The organism is Streptomyces sp. NPDC046261 (genome assembly GCF_040646235.1).
Classification (GTDB): Bacteria; Actinomycetota; Actinomycetes; order Streptomycetales; family Streptomycetaceae; genus Streptomyces.
Genome location: NZ_JBEYZU010000008.1, coordinates 99,808 through 116,563 on the forward strand (window position 1 = coordinate 99,808; position 16,756 = coordinate 116,563).

The 16,756-nt window shown below is 71.2% G+C and carries 13 protein-coding genes and 2 tRNA genes; 13 read left to right on the forward strand and 2 right to left on the reverse strand.

The genetic code is table 11. The features are described from left to right. Window positions 1–24 precede the first annotated feature (24 nt). The 7 genes from ABZ956_RS17005 to ABZ956_RS17035 all read left to right on the forward strand — a co-directional run bounded on the left by ABZ956_RS17005 (window position 25) and on the right by ABZ956_RS17035 (window position 9,983). Window positions 25–795, forward strand: a complete 771-nt coding sequence (locus ABZ956_RS17005; RefSeq protein ID WP_361893487.1) for a hypothetical protein — start codon at window positions 25–27, stop codon at window positions 793–795. A 231-nt stretch (window positions 796–1,026) separates the two neighbouring features. Further along, entirely contained in the window at window positions 1,027–1,566 is a 540-nt protein-coding gene (locus tag ABZ956_RS17010; protein ID WP_361893490.1) for a hypothetical protein, read from the forward strand. Between the two features lie 66 nt (window positions 1,567–1,632). After that, a complete protein-coding gene (locus tag ABZ956_RS17015) occupies window positions 1,633–1,986 on the forward strand; it encodes a hypothetical protein (RefSeq protein ID WP_361893900.1) in 354 nt (117 codons plus the stop codon). A 26-nt stretch (window positions 1,987–2,012) separates the two neighbouring features. Next, window positions 2,013–3,392, forward strand: coding sequence for a type VII secretion integral membrane protein EccD (gene eccD, locus ABZ956_RS17020; protein WP_361893493.1), 1,380 nt, complete (start codon window positions 2,013–2,015; stop codon window positions 3,390–3,392). 23 nt (window positions 3,393–3,415) lie between these two features. Further along, entirely contained in the window at window positions 3,416–4,558 is a 1,143-nt protein-coding gene (locus ABZ956_RS17025) for a MinD/ParA family protein (protein ID WP_361893496.1), read from the forward strand. After that, window positions 4,555–8,544, forward strand: a complete 3,990-nt coding sequence (gene eccCa / locus ABZ956_RS17030; RefSeq protein ID WP_361893499.1) for a type VII secretion protein EccCa — start codon at window positions 4,555–4,557, stop codon at window positions 8,542–8,544. The genes ABZ956_RS17025 and eccCa overlap by 4 nt, the downstream gene beginning before the upstream one ends. Continuing rightward, window positions 8,544–9,983 carry a DUF6177 family protein gene (locus ABZ956_RS17035; RefSeq protein ID WP_361893502.1) on the forward strand — a complete coding sequence of 480 codons (1,440 nt, stop codon included), beginning with the start codon at window positions 8,544–8,546 and terminating at the stop codon, window positions 9,981–9,983. The genes eccCa and ABZ956_RS17035 overlap by 1 nt, the downstream gene beginning before the upstream one ends. 63 nt (window positions 9,984–10,046) lie before the next feature. Here the strand turns inward: ABZ956_RS17035 and ABZ956_RS17040 are convergent, their stop codons facing one another. Beyond that, complete coding sequence (locus ABZ956_RS17040) at window positions 10,047–11,132, reverse strand: acyltransferase family protein (RefSeq protein WP_361893505.1); 1,086 nt, start codon at window positions 11,130–11,132, stop codon at window positions 10,047–10,049. 256 nt (window positions 11,133–11,388) lie between these two features. Here ABZ956_RS17040 and ABZ956_RS17045 point away from each other — a divergent pair, with 256 nt between their 5' ends. Beyond that, window positions 11,389–11,583, forward strand: coding sequence for a hypothetical protein (locus tag ABZ956_RS17045; RefSeq protein ID WP_071963363.1), 195 nt, complete (start codon window positions 11,389–11,391; stop codon window positions 11,581–11,583). Window positions 11,584–11,655: 72 nt separating this feature from the next. Here ABZ956_RS17045 and ABZ956_RS17050 read toward each other — a convergent pair. After that, window positions 11,656–11,729: transfer RNA gene (locus tag ABZ956_RS17050), tRNA-Gly, on the reverse strand. Between the two features lie 176 nt (window positions 11,730–11,905). On the opposite strand from ABZ956_RS17050, the gene ABZ956_RS17055 reads away from it, so the two are divergent. The 5 genes from ABZ956_RS17055 (at window position 11,906) to clpX (ending at window position 16,719) form a co-directional block, all read left to right on the forward strand. Further along, window positions 11,906–11,982 (forward strand) — tRNA-Pro (locus tag ABZ956_RS17055). A 145-nt stretch (window positions 11,983–12,127) separates the two neighbouring features. After that, the gene (gene tig, locus ABZ956_RS17060; RefSeq protein WP_361893508.1) at window positions 12,128–13,501 is read left to right on the forward strand and encodes a trigger factor; all 1,374 of its coding nucleotides are present in this window, start codon (window positions 12,128–12,130) and stop codon (window positions 13,499–13,501) included. Between the two features lie 375 nt (window positions 13,502–13,876). Beyond that, complete coding sequence (locus ABZ956_RS17065; protein ID WP_361893903.1) at window positions 13,877–14,482, forward strand: ATP-dependent Clp protease proteolytic subunit; 606 nt, start codon at window positions 13,877–13,879, stop codon at window positions 14,480–14,482. A 51-nt stretch (window positions 14,483–14,533) separates the two neighbouring features. Beyond that, the gene (locus ABZ956_RS17070; RefSeq protein ID WP_184347458.1) at window positions 14,534–15,202 is read left to right on the forward strand and encodes an ATP-dependent Clp protease proteolytic subunit; all 669 of its coding nucleotides are present in this window, start codon (window positions 14,534–14,536) and stop codon (window positions 15,200–15,202) included. A 230-nt stretch (window positions 15,203–15,432) separates the two neighbouring features. Further along, complete coding sequence (gene clpX, locus ABZ956_RS17075) at window positions 15,433–16,719, forward strand: ATP-dependent Clp protease ATP-binding subunit ClpX (RefSeq protein WP_086566545.1); 1,287 nt, start codon at window positions 15,433–15,435, stop codon at window positions 16,717–16,719. The last annotated feature ends 37 nt before the right edge of the window (window positions 16,720–16,756 follow it).

The window sequence follows — 16,756 nt, forward strand, 5'->3', positions numbered from 1 at the left end:
GCTGAATGCGAAAGGATGCCACTCATGACCCGCTTCAGTGAATTGCTCGGCACGGATTTCGATGGCGAGCCGACAACGGATATCGACGATGTCATCTTCGGGGCTTTCGACGAGCCCGGACACCGGGACCGCGTGCCCGGGCTCGTCGAGCTGATGAACGACCCCGCCGAGCCGGAGATCGAGCGATTCCTGGCCTGCGTGGCGCTGTCGACCTGGGGCGAGGCGGCCGGGTACGAGGCAGTGCTCCGGGCCGCCGCGGATCCCAGGAAGACGCCTTGGTACGACTTCTCGGTCGACCGCAAGTTCTCCGTCGACAGCACGTTCGCGCAGCTCGCGGACGCCGTGGCCGACCGGGACCTGGCGCAGGAGAAGGGAACCGAGGGGCTGCGCGTGGAGGCGGCCCGTGCTCTGGTGCGGCTTGCCGACAGCGAGTACTTCGAGGACAAGCTGGGCGAGTTGTTCGACGACGCCACGCTGCGGGCGCTGCTGGACGACATCAAGGACGTCGTCGGCCGGGGCGTGCGCTCCCTGGCGGCGGGCGAGAAGCACCTGTTCGATCTGCCCACGCAGCTGGTCGACCTGGCGAGCGGGGTCTCTCCCGTCGACGGGAAGCTGGCGGTGGAGCTGGCCATGAGCGTGCTGAAGGTCGGTTCCTCCCCCCGCGCGCTGAATCACGCCGTCCCCATCGTCCACCGCGCCCAGGGCCCCGAGGCCCGGCAGTTCGGCGAGTACCTGATGACGGTCGGCGACGACGCGGTACGCCAGCAGGTCCGTGAAGCGCTGAACGAGGTGTGAGCCGAACGCCTCGTCCCGCGGAGGGCCATCGCACCCGGTGGGGTGCCCCTCCGCGGGCAGGCGTCGGGTCGCGCTCCGCGCGGGCGGCCCCGAGGGCGCGGCATTCGCCGGTCATCTGCGCAATGTCGGCGGCGCTTTGCGTTCCCCCGGTAAAAGTTGATAGTCATGGCGACCGGTGCATGTCATGACTGCGCCGTTCCAGAGTGACGTGATGGATTCGGGGGACTATTCGTGGCGACTCCGCCGCAGCAGCCTTTTCCGGCACAACAGCCGTTTCCGGCACAGCAGCCCAATCCCGGACAGCAGCCGTTCCAGCCGCAGCCCGGTTTTCCGGCTCCGCCGCAGCCCCAGTTCCAGCAGGGCTTTCCGGGGCATCCGCAGCAGGCGTACTGCCGTCTCTGCGGCGGTTTCCCCGCCGTAGAGACGACCGTTCGCGGGCATCAGGGCATTTTGATCATGATGCGGTTCCTGAGCCTCAAGGGGCCGTTCTGCCGTAATTGCGGAATGTCCGTGCTGCGCGACATGACCGGTAAAACGTTGCTGCAGGGCTGGTGGAGCCCCATCTCCCTGGTCATTCTGACCCCGTTGACGCTCCTTTGGAACGTCTTCGTCAGGGTCAAGCTCACCAAGCTCCCGCCCCCGGTCCCCGGTCAGCCGGGCCCACAGCTGGACCCCGGCCTGCCGCTGCACCGGCGCCCCGTGATCTGGGGACTGCTGGTCCCGGTGCTCTGGCTGGCATTCATGGCATTTCAGATCGCCCGGGGTTCGTAGGCCGCAGCGGCCCACCCGGTCCCTACCGTCCGTACCGGCGCGCACAGTCCGGCAGAGCGGGGAATGATGGCGAAGGATTACGACAGTCAGCTGCTGGAGTCGGTGTCGGTACGGCGCCGGCGCATGCGTGATGCCCTGCTCTTCGGTGCCCAGCGGGCCCGCCGGACGGCGGACGAAAGACTGGGCAAGATATTCGCGGGAATCGCCATCGCGGCGGTGCTGTGCGCGGGTTGTGTGGGGTGGTCGTTCATCCAGCACACCCTCGCCAAGCAGAAAGAGCAGCAGAAGCGGCAGGAGCAGCGGTATGCGCCGGTGACGCCTTCCCCGTCGCCCACGCCGACTCCCACGAAGACCGCAAAGCCGAAAGGAAACGCGCAAAATGACGGAGCCGGCCCAGTGATAGGTTCTCGGGCGTGGTGAGCGTGGGGGCGAAACAGCGTACGGAATTGAGCAGGGTCACCCTGATCGGCGACCGCCGCCGGGTGGACCTCGTTCTGCCCGCGGACGAGCCCATCGGGCGGCTCCTCCCCGACGTCCTGCGACTGCTGGGCGACACGGTCGGCGACCGCCCGGCCGCACGCCACCTGATCACCGCTGACGGAACGGTTCTTCCGCAGGACGGCACCCTCGCCGAGGCCGGTGTGCCCGACGGCGCGCTGCTCCGGCTCGTCCGCGTGCACGACGCGCCCTCCGCGCCCGTCGTGCACGACGTCACCGACGAGCTCGCCGAGGACCTGGACGTACGGGCCTGGCGCTGGCGCCCCGCGGCCCGGCGGTGGACCGCGAGCCTCGCCACGATCGCGCTGGCCCTGACGGCCGGGGTGCTCGCGCGCGACAGCCTCGGGCCGGCCACCGTGGCCGGGGGCCTCGCCGGGATCGCCGCGCTCGTCGCCGCCGTCGGCGCGGTCACCGCCGCCCTCGGCGGCCGCAAGGCCCACGAGGAGCGGGGCGGCCGTCCCGACGTCCGCAGTGAGGGCGCCGGGGCCGGCCGGGAGCTCGGCACCACCCTCGTCCTCGCCGGCGGCGTGCTCGGGCTGCTCGCCGCGTGGACCGCAGCCGACGCGCACGCCTGGTCCGGGCCCGCGCGGCTCGCCGCCGTGGCCGGTGCGCTCGCCGTGACGCTCGCGCTCCTCGGATGGTTCTCGCCGCTCGGCAAGGGCGGACTGATCGGCGCCGCGGCGATCGTGGCGACCGCCGGCACCTGGGAGGGCGTCGCGCTGCTCCAGGACGATCCCGCCCGCGTCGGCTCCGTCATGGCCGTCGTCTCCGTGGTCGTCCTCGGCCTGCTGCCGCGCCTGGCGCTGATGGCGGCCGGGCTCACCGGGCTCGACGACCGCCGCTCCGGCGGCGCCTCCGTCAGCCGGCACCAGGTGGAGACCGCCCTGGCCGCCACCCACCGCGGGCTGGCCCTGGCCACCGTCGTCGTCGCCGCGTCCGCGGTCGGCGGCGGGCTGCTGGCCGTCACCGCTCCCACGTGGTGGACGGTCCTGCTCACGGTCGTGCTCGCCGTCGTCCTGCTCTCCCGTTCCCGGGCGTTCCCGCTCGTCGCCGAGGTCGTGGTGCTGCTGGCCGCGGCCCTGGTGCTGCTCGTACGCCTCGCGGTGCTGTGGATCGACCACATCCCCGGCACCCCGTCCGGGCCGCTGGCCGCGCTGTGCGTCGTGGCGATCGCGCCGCTGGCCGCGCTGGCCGTCCGGCTGCCCGAACACGTGGGCGTCCGGCTGCGCCGCGCCGTGGACCTCGTCGAGACCATCGGTGTGATCGCGCTGTTCCCGCTCGCGGTCGGGGTGTTCGGCATCTACGTACGCCTGCTCCACCAGTTCTGACCCAGGAGTTCCAGGAGAGACGCATGGCCCAGGACGACTGGCAGGGCGACGTGCTGCGCAACCTGCGCAACGTGACGGACAACCTCAAGCACGAGACGCACGAGACGTACGAGGCTCAGGAGGTGAAGGGGGCGGCAGAGCAGGCCGCTCCCACGCCCGCCGCACCCCCCGCGGCCGACGCGCCCCCGCAGGCCGTCGCCGAGGCCCGGCCCGCCCCCGCCCCGCGCCCCCTGCCCACGCCCGTCACCATGGAGCTGCCGCTCCCCGACGAGCTGGTCAGGGGCAAGCCGCTGAGCGGCGACTCCGCCGCCAAGCGGACCTCCCGTTCGCTGCGCCGCCTCGTCGGCTCCTCCGCCACCCGCGAGGTGGAGGAGGCGACCCGCATCGCGCAGGCGCTGCAGCAGCCGCTCACCACGGGCCGGCAGATCGTCGTCACCAGCATCCGCGGCGGCGCGGGCAAGACCACCGTCACCGCGCTGCTCGGCCGCACCTACGCGCACTACCGTCAGGATCCCGTCCTGATGCTGGAGGCCGACCCGGCGCTGGGCACGCTCCCGGCCCGGCTCGGCACCACCAAGGTGCGCTGGACCACCAGCGACCTGGCCCGGATCCTCGACCCGTCGATGCAGCTGAACGACGTCGTCGGCTATCTCGTCCAGCTCCCGGACCGGGGCTGGCTGCTGCCCGGCAGCCAGGGCCGGGTCGGCAACCGGCTGGAGCTCGACGAGTACCGCGCCGTGATGGTCGCCCTGCGCCGCTACTTCGGCATCACCGTCGTCGACTGCGACACCCTCCCCAGCGAACTCTCCCGCACCGCCCTGGTGGCGGCGCAGGCCCGGGTGCTGGTCAGCCCCGCCACCGCCGAGGGCATCACCAGCACCCGCGCGGTGCTGGACTGGATGGCCTCGCTGTCCAGGCCCCGGCTGCTGGAGCGAACCGTGGTGGTCGTCGCCGCGTCGTCCCCCCACATGACGCTCGACGTGACCGCGGCGAGCGAACACCTCAAGGTCGACGGCGTGAAGGTGCTGACGCTCCCTTACGACCGGCATCTCGCCACCGGCGGCCGCATCCACACCGACCTGCTCGGCCAGGCCACCCGCGAGGCCGTCACCGAGCTCGCCGCCGACGTCCTCACCCGAGCCATGAGCAGGCGAAGCACCCGATGACCACCCGCATAGTCCACCGCCCCGCCCGCACCACCCGGCCGCTGCCGGTGCCCGAGGCGCGCACCATAGAGCCGCCGCCCAACCTGCCCGAGGGCAAGACGGGCGGCGCCCTGCACACCCTCATGCCCATCGCGGGCGTGATGAGTTCCGTCGTGATGATGACGATGGTGCGCAACAGCCAGTTCGCCGGGCTGGGCGCGATCGTCCTGCTCGTCACCGTCATCGGCTCGGTCGGCATGCTGCTGTCGCAGCGCGGCAAGGCCCAGCGCACCAGGCGCCAGCAGCGCGAGCGCTACCTGGAGTACCTGGAGGAGCTGCGCGAGGAGCTCGGCGCCGAGGAGCGCGAGCGCCGCGAGACGGCCCGGCTGCTCGACCCGCCGCCCGAGGCGCTCTACGACCTCGTGCGCGACCCGGCCCGGCTGTGGGAGCGGCGCCGCCTGGACGGCGACTTCCTGCGCGTACGCGTGGGCACCGGCCGGATGCCGGCCCGGCCCCTGACGGTCGGTGAGCAGGGCAGCAGCGTCCTCACGCCGCCCGACCGCTTCATGCTCAACGAGGCCGGCGCCCTGAAGAACCGATTCTCCACCGCTGCCGACCTGCCCCTGACCGTCCCCCTCGACCGGGCCGGCAACGTCAGCATCGTCGGCGACCGCGAGGGCGTCCTGCGCGTCGCCCGCGCCCTGCTCACCCAGGCCGCCGTCGCCCACGCCCCCGACGACGTCGCCTTCGCCCTCGCCTGCCCGGGCGAGCGCATGAGCGACTGGGCCTGGATCAAGTGGCTGCCCCACACCCTCGACCCCGAGGAGCACGACGGGCCCGTCAGCGCCCGCCGCATCGCCCCCTCCCTGGGCCAGCTCGCCCGCCTGATCAACCGCGACCTGCGCGCCCGCGCCTCCTACGCCGCCGAGGTGCGCCGCGGCCTCTCCGGCAAGGACGCCCTGGAGATGGCCGGCCGGCTGCTCGTCGTCAGCGACGAATACGGCGAGGACGCGCGCGAACTGCCCCGCCCCGACGACGCCGTGCCCCTGCGGGACATGGGCGTCACCGTGCTGCACCTGGTCGCCGAGCGCGTCCAGGAGCCCGGCCAGGTCTCCCTGCGCATCACCGTCGACGGCGACCGGGTCCACATCGAGGACCTGCGCCCCGCCGAGCCCGTCACCTCCGAGGGCACCGCCGACCGCGCCACCGCCGCCGGCGCCGAGGGCCTCGCCCGCCTGCTGTCCCCGCTGCGGCTGTCCGCCGAGTCCCTCGTCGACGCGCCCCTGTCCGGCCCCGTCGACTTCGCCGAACTGCTCGGGATCGACGACCCGGCCGCACTCGACGTCGCCTCCCTGTGGAAGCCCCGCGGCGAACGCGCCTTCCTGCGCGTCCCCATCGGCGTCAGCGACCGCCGCGAACCCGTCCTGCTCGACCTCAAGGAATCCTCCGAACTGGGCATGGGCCCGCACGGCCTGTGCGTCGGCGCCACCGGCTCCGGCAAGAGCGAACTCCTGCGCACCCTGGTGCTGGCCCTCGTCGCCTCGCACCCGCCGGAGGACCTCGCCATGGTCCTCGTCGACTACAAGGGCGGCGCCACCTTCGCCCCCTTCGCCGACCTGCCGCACGTCGCCGGCGTCATCACCAACCTCGAGAACCAGGCCGGCCTCGTCGAGCGCGTCCACTCCTCCCTCGCCGGCGAGGTCCAGCGCCGCCAGCAGGTCCTCAAGGACGCGGGCAACATCGCCGACATCGGCCACTACGCCGCCCTGCGCGAGACCCGCCCCGACCTCGACCCGCTGCCCCACCTCTTCGTCGTCATCGACGAGTTCGGCGAGCTGCTCACCGCCAAGCCCGACTTCATCGACCTGTTCCTGTCCATCGGCCGCATCGGCCGCTCCATCGGCGTGCACCTGCTGCTCTCCAGCCAGCGCATCGAAGGCGGCAAGCTCAAGGGCCTGGACACCTACCTCTCCTACCGGCTCGGCCTGCGCACCTTCTCCGCCGACGAGTCCCGCACGGTCCTCGACACCACCGACGCCTTCCACCTGCCGCCCATCCCCGGCTTCGGCTACCTCAAGGTCGACACCAGCGCCTACGAGCGGTTCAAGGCCAGCTTCGTCTCCGGCCCCTACCGCGGCCCCGCGCTGCGCACCGAGGAGGACACCGGCCCGGTCGTCCTGCCCTACCCCGACTTCAACACCCTCGCCGAGCCCGAGGCGGCCGACGGCGACGCGGAACCGGCCATGCGCCACCGCAACCCCGGCCCCACCACCATGTCCGTCGTCGTCGACCAGCTCCGCGACGCCGCCCCGCCCACCCGCGCCATCTGGCTGCCCCCGCTGCCCCGGGCCATCGCCCTGGACGCCTCCGCCGGACCGGTCCAGGCCGGCGGGCGCGGCCTGCAGCTCGCCGTGCGGCCCGGCCCGCTCAAGGTGCCGCTCGGCCTCCTCGACGACCCGGCCAAGCAGTGGCAGGGCCAGTGGGTCCTCGACCTCACCGTCGCCGGCGGCCACGCCGCCGTCATCGGCGGCCCCCAGTCCGGCAAGACCACCCTGCTGCGCACCCTGGCCCTGTCGCTGGCCATGACGCACACCCCGCGCGAGGTCGGCATCTACGGCCTCGACCTGATCGGCGGCGGCCTCGCGGCCCTCTCCGGCCTCCCGCACGTCGGCGGCATCGCCGGCCGCGCCGACCGCGAACGCGCCGCCCGCACCGTCGAAGAGGTCCGCGGCATGCTCGCCGCCCGCGAGGAACTCTTCCGCGAGCACGGCATCGACTCCGTCGAACGGCTGCGCGAGCTGCGCGCCGAAGGCAGGCTGCCGGAGCTGTCCTCCACCGAGATCGTGCTGATCATCGACGGCTTCGGCGCCCTGCGCGACGACTTCGAGGCCCTCGAGGACACGGTCACCGACCTGCTCAAGCGCGGCGGCGGCTACGGCATCCACGTCGTGGCGGGCATGCTGCGCTGGAACGACGTCCGCATCGCCACCCAGGCGATGTTCGGCACCCGCGTCGAGCTGCGCCTGAACGATCCCGGCGACTCCAGCATCGACCGCAAGCTCGCCGAGACCCTGGGCCCGGACGAGAAGGGCCGCGTCCTGACCGACGGCAAGCTCTTCGCCCAGACCGCGCTGCCCCGCATCGACTCCCTCGCCTCGGCCGCCGAACTGGGCCCGGCCGTCGAACAGGCGGCCATGGTCATCCGCTCCTCCTGGTCCGGCGACGGCGCCCAGCGGGTCCGGGTGCTGCCCGCCCGCATCCCCGCCGCCTCCCTGCCCTCCGTCATGGCCGAGCCCAACCGGGTGCCCCTCGGACTGGACCAGACGGCGCTCGCGCCCGTCCTGCTCGACCTGTTCAAGCGCGACCAGCACCTGATGATCCTCGGCGACAGCGAGTGCGGGAAGACCAACCTGCTGCGCCTGGTCACCCAGGGGCTCATGGAGCGCTACTCCGACGAGGAGATCGTCTTCGCGGTCATGGACCCGCGCCGGGGTCTGCGCAAGCTGGTGCCCGAGGAGTACCGCGGCGGCTACGCCCACAACTCCAAGCTCTGCGGCGCCCTGGCCACCGGCATCGCCACCGAGCTCGAGAAGCGCATGCCCGACGACCTCGGCGCCCAGGACGCCCTGGCGTCCGGCACCTGGTACTCGGGCCCGCGCATCGTCATCCTCATCGACGACTACGACATCCTCACCACCGCCGGCCAGCAACCGCTCGCCCCGTTCCTGCCGTTCATCCCCTCCGCACAGGACATCGGCCTGCACTTCGTCGTCACCCGCCGGGTCGCGGGCGCCTCCCGGGCGCTGTACGAGCCGTTCCTGATGACCCTGCGCGAGAGCGGCACGACGGCGGTCGTCATGACCGGCGACCGGCAGGAGGGCCAGCTCTTCCCCGGTGTGTACGCGAGCACCCAGCCGCCCGGCCGGGGCACCCTCGTGCGCCGGGGCGAGGCGACACGGCTGATCCAGACGGCGCTGGCCGAGGACGACGGGGACAAGGACACCTGATGACCAAAGACGTGATCGCGCTCACCGAGCGGATGCCCGACACCGTGAGCATGCTGGCCGGCCTCCTCGCGGGCGGCCCCGACCTGCACGTACAGACCACCGGCGACGGCGCCGTGGTGCAGCTGTGCAACGCCGAGGGACGGCCGCTCGTCTCGATCGAGGCGCCCCTGCTGCTCCAGGTGCCCGGCGAGGCCGCCCGGCTGCTCGGCCCCGAGGCCGAGCCGGCCTCCGGCACGGCCTGGTGGATCGAGTCCCGCGCCGTCACCTCCGTGCCCCAGGCCGAGGAGCTCGCCGGGGCCTTCGCGGCCCGCCTGACCATGATGCTGGGCGGGCGGATCTGGCCGCCGGACGTCCCCGGCACCACCGACCCCGCCCACCCGCTCGACACCTCCGGCATCACCGCCGTCCCGGCCCCCGCGGCCGCCCAGCCGGCGGTCGACATGCTCACCCCGCGCGCGGCCATCGTCCTGCAGGACCGGCCGGTCATCCCGATGACCAGCTGGCTCTCGGAGGCGCTGCGCGCCTCACTGGAGAGCGACCGCGGCCTGCAGATCGTCACCCCCGGCCACTGCCGGATCTCCCCGGCCCTGCGCGCCGTGCTCGACGCGCCCTCGCGCTGGGTCGTCCAGGACGACCGCTGCGGCTACTACGACGGGCTCTCCGGCGCCGTGCTGCGCTGGGAGGACGGCGCCTTCGTACCGGACCGCGACGCCGAGAGCGGCGAGAGCCCGGTGGCCGAGTCCTTCGACGACCTGCGGCCCACCGACGAGCGCCAGCTCATCGTCTCCTTCCGCACCGTCCACGCGCCCGAGGCCGACCTCGTCCTCGGCGGCGCCCTGGAGACCGCCTGGCGGAAGCTGACCGGCGCCCCGCCGGCGGGCTGGAGCACGGCCGAACCCGTCAACGTGCCGTGGTCGCGCCGTCAGCTGACCGAGCTGGCCTACGAGCGCGCGCCCCGGCCCACCTGGACCGTGGTCGTCGGCACCCCCGACCGCCCCGCCCTGGCCACGCTGCGCGTCCTGCGCACCCCCAAGGGCGTCGAGGAGGACATCACCCTCACCCTCGGGTACGGCCCCGGCGAGGAGCCGCCCCTTCAGGAACTGCCCGCGCTGGCGGACGAGCTCGTGACCCGGTACGGGCTGGCGACGCTGGTGTGCCAGCTGCGCGAGGCCGGCCGGGACCTGAGCGTCCCGCCCCGGCTGGAACGGCTGCCGGTGCCGTACGCCTTCGCCCTGGGCGCCGACGAGGTGCGCGAGGTGGGCAAGGCCCTCGCCTCCCGCACACCGCTGCCCGAGGCCCCGGTGCGGCTCGGCCCGGCGGCCCGGCCCGGCTACTACTACGCGCTGGGCGACGGCAGGGGCCCGGAGGGCTGGGAGGCCCTGCGGACGCTCACGCACCACCTGAGGTCGGGCGGGGACGCCGCCGGCACAGCCGGCTGAGAACAACCGCGCGAGGCCGCGGCCGGTTCACCGGCCGCGGCCTCCTTCGGGTGACGCGCGCCCTCACTTGGCGGAGGCGCGGAACGCCCACTCCATCCGCGGCTCCACGACACAGCGGAACACCCGCCGCACCGGCCGGGTGCACAGCACGGTCATCATCGCGATCGCCAGCACCGTCACCACGACCTCGCCCACCGGCCGGCGGATCCACTCGGCGGCGTCGTACCACTCCCACCACCGCGACAGCTTGATCAGGAAGCCGTGCAGCAGGAACCCGTACAGGGTCCCGCCGCCCAGCGCGGTGAACCACACGGCCCGGCCCGGCACCCAGGCGAAGAAGCAGGCGATCAGCACCGCCGCGCAGCCGAAGAGGGCGAAGGTCATCACGGGCGCGGCCCACAGGGGCTCGTGGAGGTCCTGGACGCTGGCGTTGTGGAAGACCCACTCGTCGCCGTCCTCCATCCGCGGCGCCAGCCAGTACAGGGCCGCCACCGTGCCCGCGAAGACCGGTACGGCGGCGATCCGCACCCACCGCCGGCGCACCAGCTCGAAGTGCTCGCGCCGCAGACGCAGCCCGATCACGAAGTACGGCAGGAACTGCAGGACGCGCTGGAGGTCGAAGTCGCTGCCGATCTCGGGCGAGAACGCGGCCAGGACGGCGAGGGCGAAGGCGACGGGCACCGGCCAGCGGATCGTCTTCCAGATCGGCGTGGTCAGCCGCCAGACGAACAGCGCGGCCAGGAACCAGTTCAGGTACCAAGGGTTGGTCAGCGAGATGGGCTCGTCGGGCGCGTCCTCCGCCCAGTGCTGGAAGTACGTGTACGCGACCTCGAAGATCACATACGGCACGGCTATGCCCGTGATCAGCCGTCTGACCTTGGCCGGGCTCATGTCGAAGCCCCGCGAGAAGTAGCCGGAGACCAGGATGAAGGCCGGCATGTGGAACATGTACACCGCGAGATAGAGCGCCGTCGCCGCGCGGCTGGTGTAGGTGAGCGGCTGCCAGGCGTGCCCGAGGGCGACCAGGACGATCGCCAGGTACTTGGCGTTGTCGAAGAACGGGTCGCGGGCCGCCGGGGCGGGCGTGGCGGCGGTGACGGCCGGAAGGGGAGCGGGTACCACCGTGGCAGGGGTGGCTGTGGGGGACATCCGAGGCACCCTAGCCCCGGAAGGTGATCTCGTGAAACCCCTGCCCCCTGGCCCGGCGCGCGGTAGGACAACTGCTCCGTCCGCGTGGTTTCCGGCCGGAACCCACCGTCAAGAACCCCTGGTAACAGCCCGATGAATCGTCACGGCATCGCCCTGGCAGGGGAGTTGGTGGCACGATGGTGGCGAGTGGGGGGCGTGCGGAAGGGCATGGCTCCCGGGCCCGGCCAGGCGTCTCCGAGCGAAGGTGTGATCAGTCGTGGTCGTTTCACTGTCCGTGGTGCTGCTCTTGGCGATCGTCCTGGTGGTGATGATCCGCAGCAACAACATCAAGGCGGGCCCGGCGATCGTCGCCATCCTCTTCGGCTTCTTCCTCGCCTCCACGGGCATGGCGCCGTCGATCACGAGGTTCCTGAACTCGCTCGCCGAGACCATAAGCAACATCAAGCTCTGAGCGGTCCCGGGCGACCTTCCGGGCATGCCCGGGAACGCGGAACGCCTCCGGCGAAGGCCGGAGGCGTTGCGGTGGAGCGGGCGACGGGAATCGAACCCGCGTAGCCAGTTTGGAAGACTGGGGCTCTACCATTGAGCTACGCCCGCGCGCGCCGTCGAACACCCGGAGGTGGCGCGGCACGTTGTGCATCGTAGCGGGTCGGGGTGGTGCGTCGCACATCACCCCCGTGCACGGGCGGACCGCGCCGCCGAGTGCCGGGTGCCCGTGCCCCGAATACGGCAACCGACGCCCTCCCGGGCATGTACCCTACGTCTCGCACCGACGGGGTGTGGCGCAGCTTGGTAGCGCGTCCGCTTTGGGAGCGGAAGGTCGTCGGTTCGAATCCGGCCACCCCGACCAGCAAGATCACATTGTGGGGCCCATCCTGCTTGCGGTTACTATGCAAGCTGCGCGTCTGTGTGTCTTCCTACCGGGCGCGGTCCGCTGAACATCAGCACCCGCTGAGCAGCAGAAACCCAGAAGTCAGCCCCAAGGAGACCGAACCGTGAAGAGCGCCGTGGAGACCCTGAACCCGACTCGGGTTCGGCTCACTGTCGAGGTGCCCTTCGAGGAGCTCAAGGCCAGCCTCGACGCGGCGTACAAGAAGATCAACCAGCAGGTCACGGTGAAGGGCTTCCGCCAGGGCAAGATCCCGGCCCGTGTCATCGACCAGCGGTTCGGCCGCGGTGCGGTGCTGGAGGAGGCCGTCAACGACGCGCTGCCGAAGTTCTACACCGAGGCCGTCAACGAGGCCGACCTGAACCCGCTGGGTCAGCCCGAGGTCGACATCACCGAGCTGAAGGACGGCGAGCTGCTGGCCTTCACCGCCGAGGTCGACGTCCGCCCGGCCCTCGAGATCCCGGACTACTCCGGCATCGAGGTCACCGTCGACGCCGTCACCGTCAGCGACGAGGACGTCGAGAAGTCGGTCGAGCAGCTGCGTGAGCGCTTCGCCACCACCTCCCCGGTCGAGCGCGCCGCCGCCGAGGGTGACATCGTCACCGTCGACCTGGAGGCCAAGGTCGACGGCGAGGTCCTCGAGGACGGCGTCGCGTCCGACGTCGACTACACCATCGGTTCCGGCCAGCTGCTGGACGGTATCGACGACGCCGTGACCGGCCTGGAGGCCGGTGGCACCGCCACCTTCACCTCGCAGCTCAAGGGCGGCAGCGCCGAGGGCAAGGACGCCGAGATCAAGGTCGACGTCAAGTCCGTCAAGGCCCGTGAACTGCCCGAGCTGGACGACGACTTCGCCCAGATGGCGAGCGAGTTCGACACCCTCGAGGAGCTCAAGGCGGACAGCCGCAAGCGCCTCGAGCGGATGAAGAAGTTCGACCAGGCCACCCAGGCCCAGGAGAAGGTCCTCGAGGAGCTGCTGAAGCTCGTCGAGGTCCCGATGCCCGAGAAGCTGCTCGAGGACGAGGTCAACACTCGTAAGCACAACCTCGAGAACCACCAGCTGGCCCAGATCGGCATGACCCTGGACAAGTACCTGGAGATGCAGGGCAAGTCCGCCGAGGAGTTCGACGCCGAGCTCAAGGAGCAGGCCGAGAAGGGCATCAAGACCCAGTTCGTCCTCGACGAGATCGTCAACAAGGAGAAGGTCTCCGTCGGCCAGGAGGAGCTCACCGAGCACCTCATGCGCCGTGCGCAGTCCTCCGGCATGAGCCCCGACCAGTTCGCGCAGGCCGTCGTCGAGCAGGGCCAGGTCCCGATGCTCGTCGGCGAGGTCGCCCGCGGCAAGGCCCTCGCGACCGTCGTCGAGGCCGCCACGGTCAAGGACTCCAACGGTGAGGTCGTCGACCTCGAGGACGACGAGGACGAGACCGAGGCCGCCGTCGAGACGGTCGAGGCCGCCGAGGAGAAGACCGAGGCCTGAGCCTCGCCTTCCTCGTAGGCTCCCTCGTACGGACCCGTAAGGATCTCGTACGGACCTCGTACGGACCCCGTACCGAGCGTGTTCAGGACGGGCCCGGACGTGAGGGCCCCCGCCATCCGGCGGGGCCCCCGCGGCCGGGCCCGTCCTGTTCCCCGGGGCCCCTGTGCGCCGTGGCCGAACCTGCGCTCAGAGCGAACAGTTACTGATGCGGGATGGCGCCTGCCGACCAGCGCGTTAGGGTCCGTAGATACGAGGGCAGGGGAGACATGGCAGCGCGCCGGACCGTTCCGGCCACGCCACCCCCCGGTCCCCAGAGAAGACGCGGAGACGGCCCGTTGCCGTCAGAGACGAGCAGGTGGATACGTGACTAATCTGATGCCTTCCGCCGCCGGTGAGATCGCCATCGGTGGTGGCCTCGGCGACCAGGTCTACAACCGGCTGCTCGGGGAGCGGATCATCTTCCTGGGTCAGCAGGTCGACGACGACATCGCCAACAAGATCACGGCGCAGATGCTCCTCCTGGCCGCGGACCCGACCAAGGACATCTACCTCTACATCAACAGCCCCGGTGGCTCGGTGACGGCCGGCATGGCCGTCTACGACACCATGCAGTACATCCCGAACGACGTGGTCACCATCGGTATGGGCCTCGCCGCTTCCATGGGCCAGTTCCTGCTGACCGGCGGCACCGCCGGCAAGCGCTTCGCGCTGCCCAACACCGACATCCTCATGCACCAGGGCTCCGCGGGCCTCGGCGGCACCGCCACGGACATCAAGATCCAGGCCGAGCAGCTGCTGCGCACCAAGAAGCGCATGGCCGAGATCACCGCCGCGCACACCGGTCAGACCGTGGAGACGATCATCCGCGACGGCGACCGCGACCGCTGGTTCACCGCGGACGAGGCCAAGGAGTACGGGATCATCGACGAGATCATCACGCACGCCGCTGGCGTTCCGGGCGGCGGCGGCACCGGGGCCTGACCCCGGCAGTACCGCCAGCAGCCGCATTCCAGCCCACCGACCGCCATCAGGATGGTGAACACCCGCATGAACATCTCGTCCCCCAGTGGCCTGTACACGGGCCCGCAGGCCGAGGCCCGCTATGTCGTTCCGCGCTTCGTCGAGCGCACCTCGCAGGGCGTGCGTGAGTACGACCCGTACGCGAAGCTCTTCGAAGAGCGTGTGATCTTCCTCGGCGTGCAGATCGACGACGCCTCCGCCAACGACGTCATGGCGCAGCTGCTGTGCCTGGAGTCGATGGACCCGGACCGCGACATCTCGATCTACATCAACAGCCCCGGTGGCTCGTTCACGGCCCTCACGGCCATCTACGACACGATGCAGTTCGTGAAGCCGGACATCCAGACGGTCTGCATGGGCCAGGCCGCCTCCGCCGCCGCGATCCTCCTCGCCGCCGGTACCCCCGGCAAGCGCATGGCCCTGCCCAACGCCCGCGTGCTGATCCACCAGCCCTCCAGCCAGACGGGCCGCGAGCAGCTCTCCGACCTGGAGATCGCCGCCAAGGAGATCATGCGCATGCGCACCCAGCTGGAGGAGATGCTGGCCAAGCACTCCACCCAGCCGATCGAGAAGATCCGCGACGACATCGAGCGCGACAAGATCCTCACCGCTGAGGACGCGCTCGCGTACGGTCTGGTCGACCAGATCGTCTCGACGCGCAAGTCGTCCGTGGCCGTCTGACCGGTCTCACCCACCGGTCGGCCGGCGCACGCCGGCAGACACCTCCCGGTAGGCCCGGCCGGTGAAGTCCGGCCGGCCCGGTCCCGGCCACCGTGCCGCCGACGACGGGCTCTCCCTTGGCCGAGTAGGGCCAAGGGGGGCCCGCACGGGGGGCCCGGCAAGGTACCGTCGATAGGCAAGCACCCGGGTCCGCAGAGCAAGGCGGATCCCAGGCGAAGGGGAAGCACCTCGTGGCACGCATCGGTGACGGCGGCGACCTGCTCAAGTGCTCGTTCTGCGGCAAGAGCCAGAAGCAGGTGAAGAAGCTCATCGCGGGTCCTGGTGTGTACATCTGCGACGAGTGCATCGACCTCTGCAACGAGATCATCGAGGAAGAGCTCGCGGAGACCTCCGAAGTGCGCTGGGAGGAGCTTCCCAAGCCCCGTGAGATCTACGAGTTCCTCGAGGGCTACGTCGTCGGCCAGGAAGCCGCCAAGAAGGCGCTGTCCGTCGCCGTCTACAACCACTACAAGCGTGTCCAGGCCGGCGAGAACGGCGGCCACAACCGCGACGACGGCATCGAGCTGGCGAAGTCCAACATCCTGCTGCTCGGCCCCACGGGCTCCGGTAAGACGCTGCTCGCCCAGACCCTGGCCCGCATGCTGAACGTCCCGTTCGCCATCGCCGACGCCACCGCGCTGACGGAAGCCGGCTACGTCGGCGAGGACGTCGAGAACATCCTGCTGAAGCTGATCCAGGCCGCCGACTACGACGTCAAGAAGGCCGAGACCGGCATCATCTACATCGATGAGATCGACAAGGTCGCCCGAAAGAGCGAAAATCCGTCGATCACACGGGACGTGTCGGGCGAGGGCGTCCAGCAGGCCCTCCTCAAGATCCTGGAAGGCACCACGGCCTCCGTCCCGCCCCAGGGCGGCCGCAAGCACCCGCACCAGGAATTCATCCAGATCGACACGACGAACGTCCTGTTCATCGTGGGCGGCGCCTTCTCCGGCCTCGAGAAGATCATCGAGTCCCGGGCCGGCGCGAAGGGCATCGGCTTCGGCGCCACGATCCGCTCCAAGCGCGAGATCGAGGCCAGCGACCAGTTCCAGGAGGTCATGCCGGAGGACCTGGTGAAGTTCGGCATGATCCCGGAGTTCATCGGCCGACTGCCCGTCATCACCTCCGTCCACAACCTCGACCGCGAGGCGCTGCTGCAGATCCTCGTCGAGCCGCGCAACGCCCTGGTGAAGCAGTACCAGCGCCTCTTCGAACTCGACGGCGTGGAACTGGACTTCGACCGCCCGGCCCTCGAGGCCATCGCCGACCAGGCCATCCTGCGCGGCACGGGCGCGCGCGGCCTGCGCGCCATCATGGAAGAGGTCCTGATGTCGGTGATGTACGAGGTGCCGTCCCGCAAGGACGTCGCGCGGGTCGTCATCACGGCGGACGTGGTGCAGTCGAACGTCAACCCGACGCTGGTGCCGCGCACACGCGGCAACGAGCCGGGAGAGCGGCACGAGAAGAGCGCGTAGCGCGCAAAGTCGTGAAGGGAGGGGCGCCCCGGCCGTA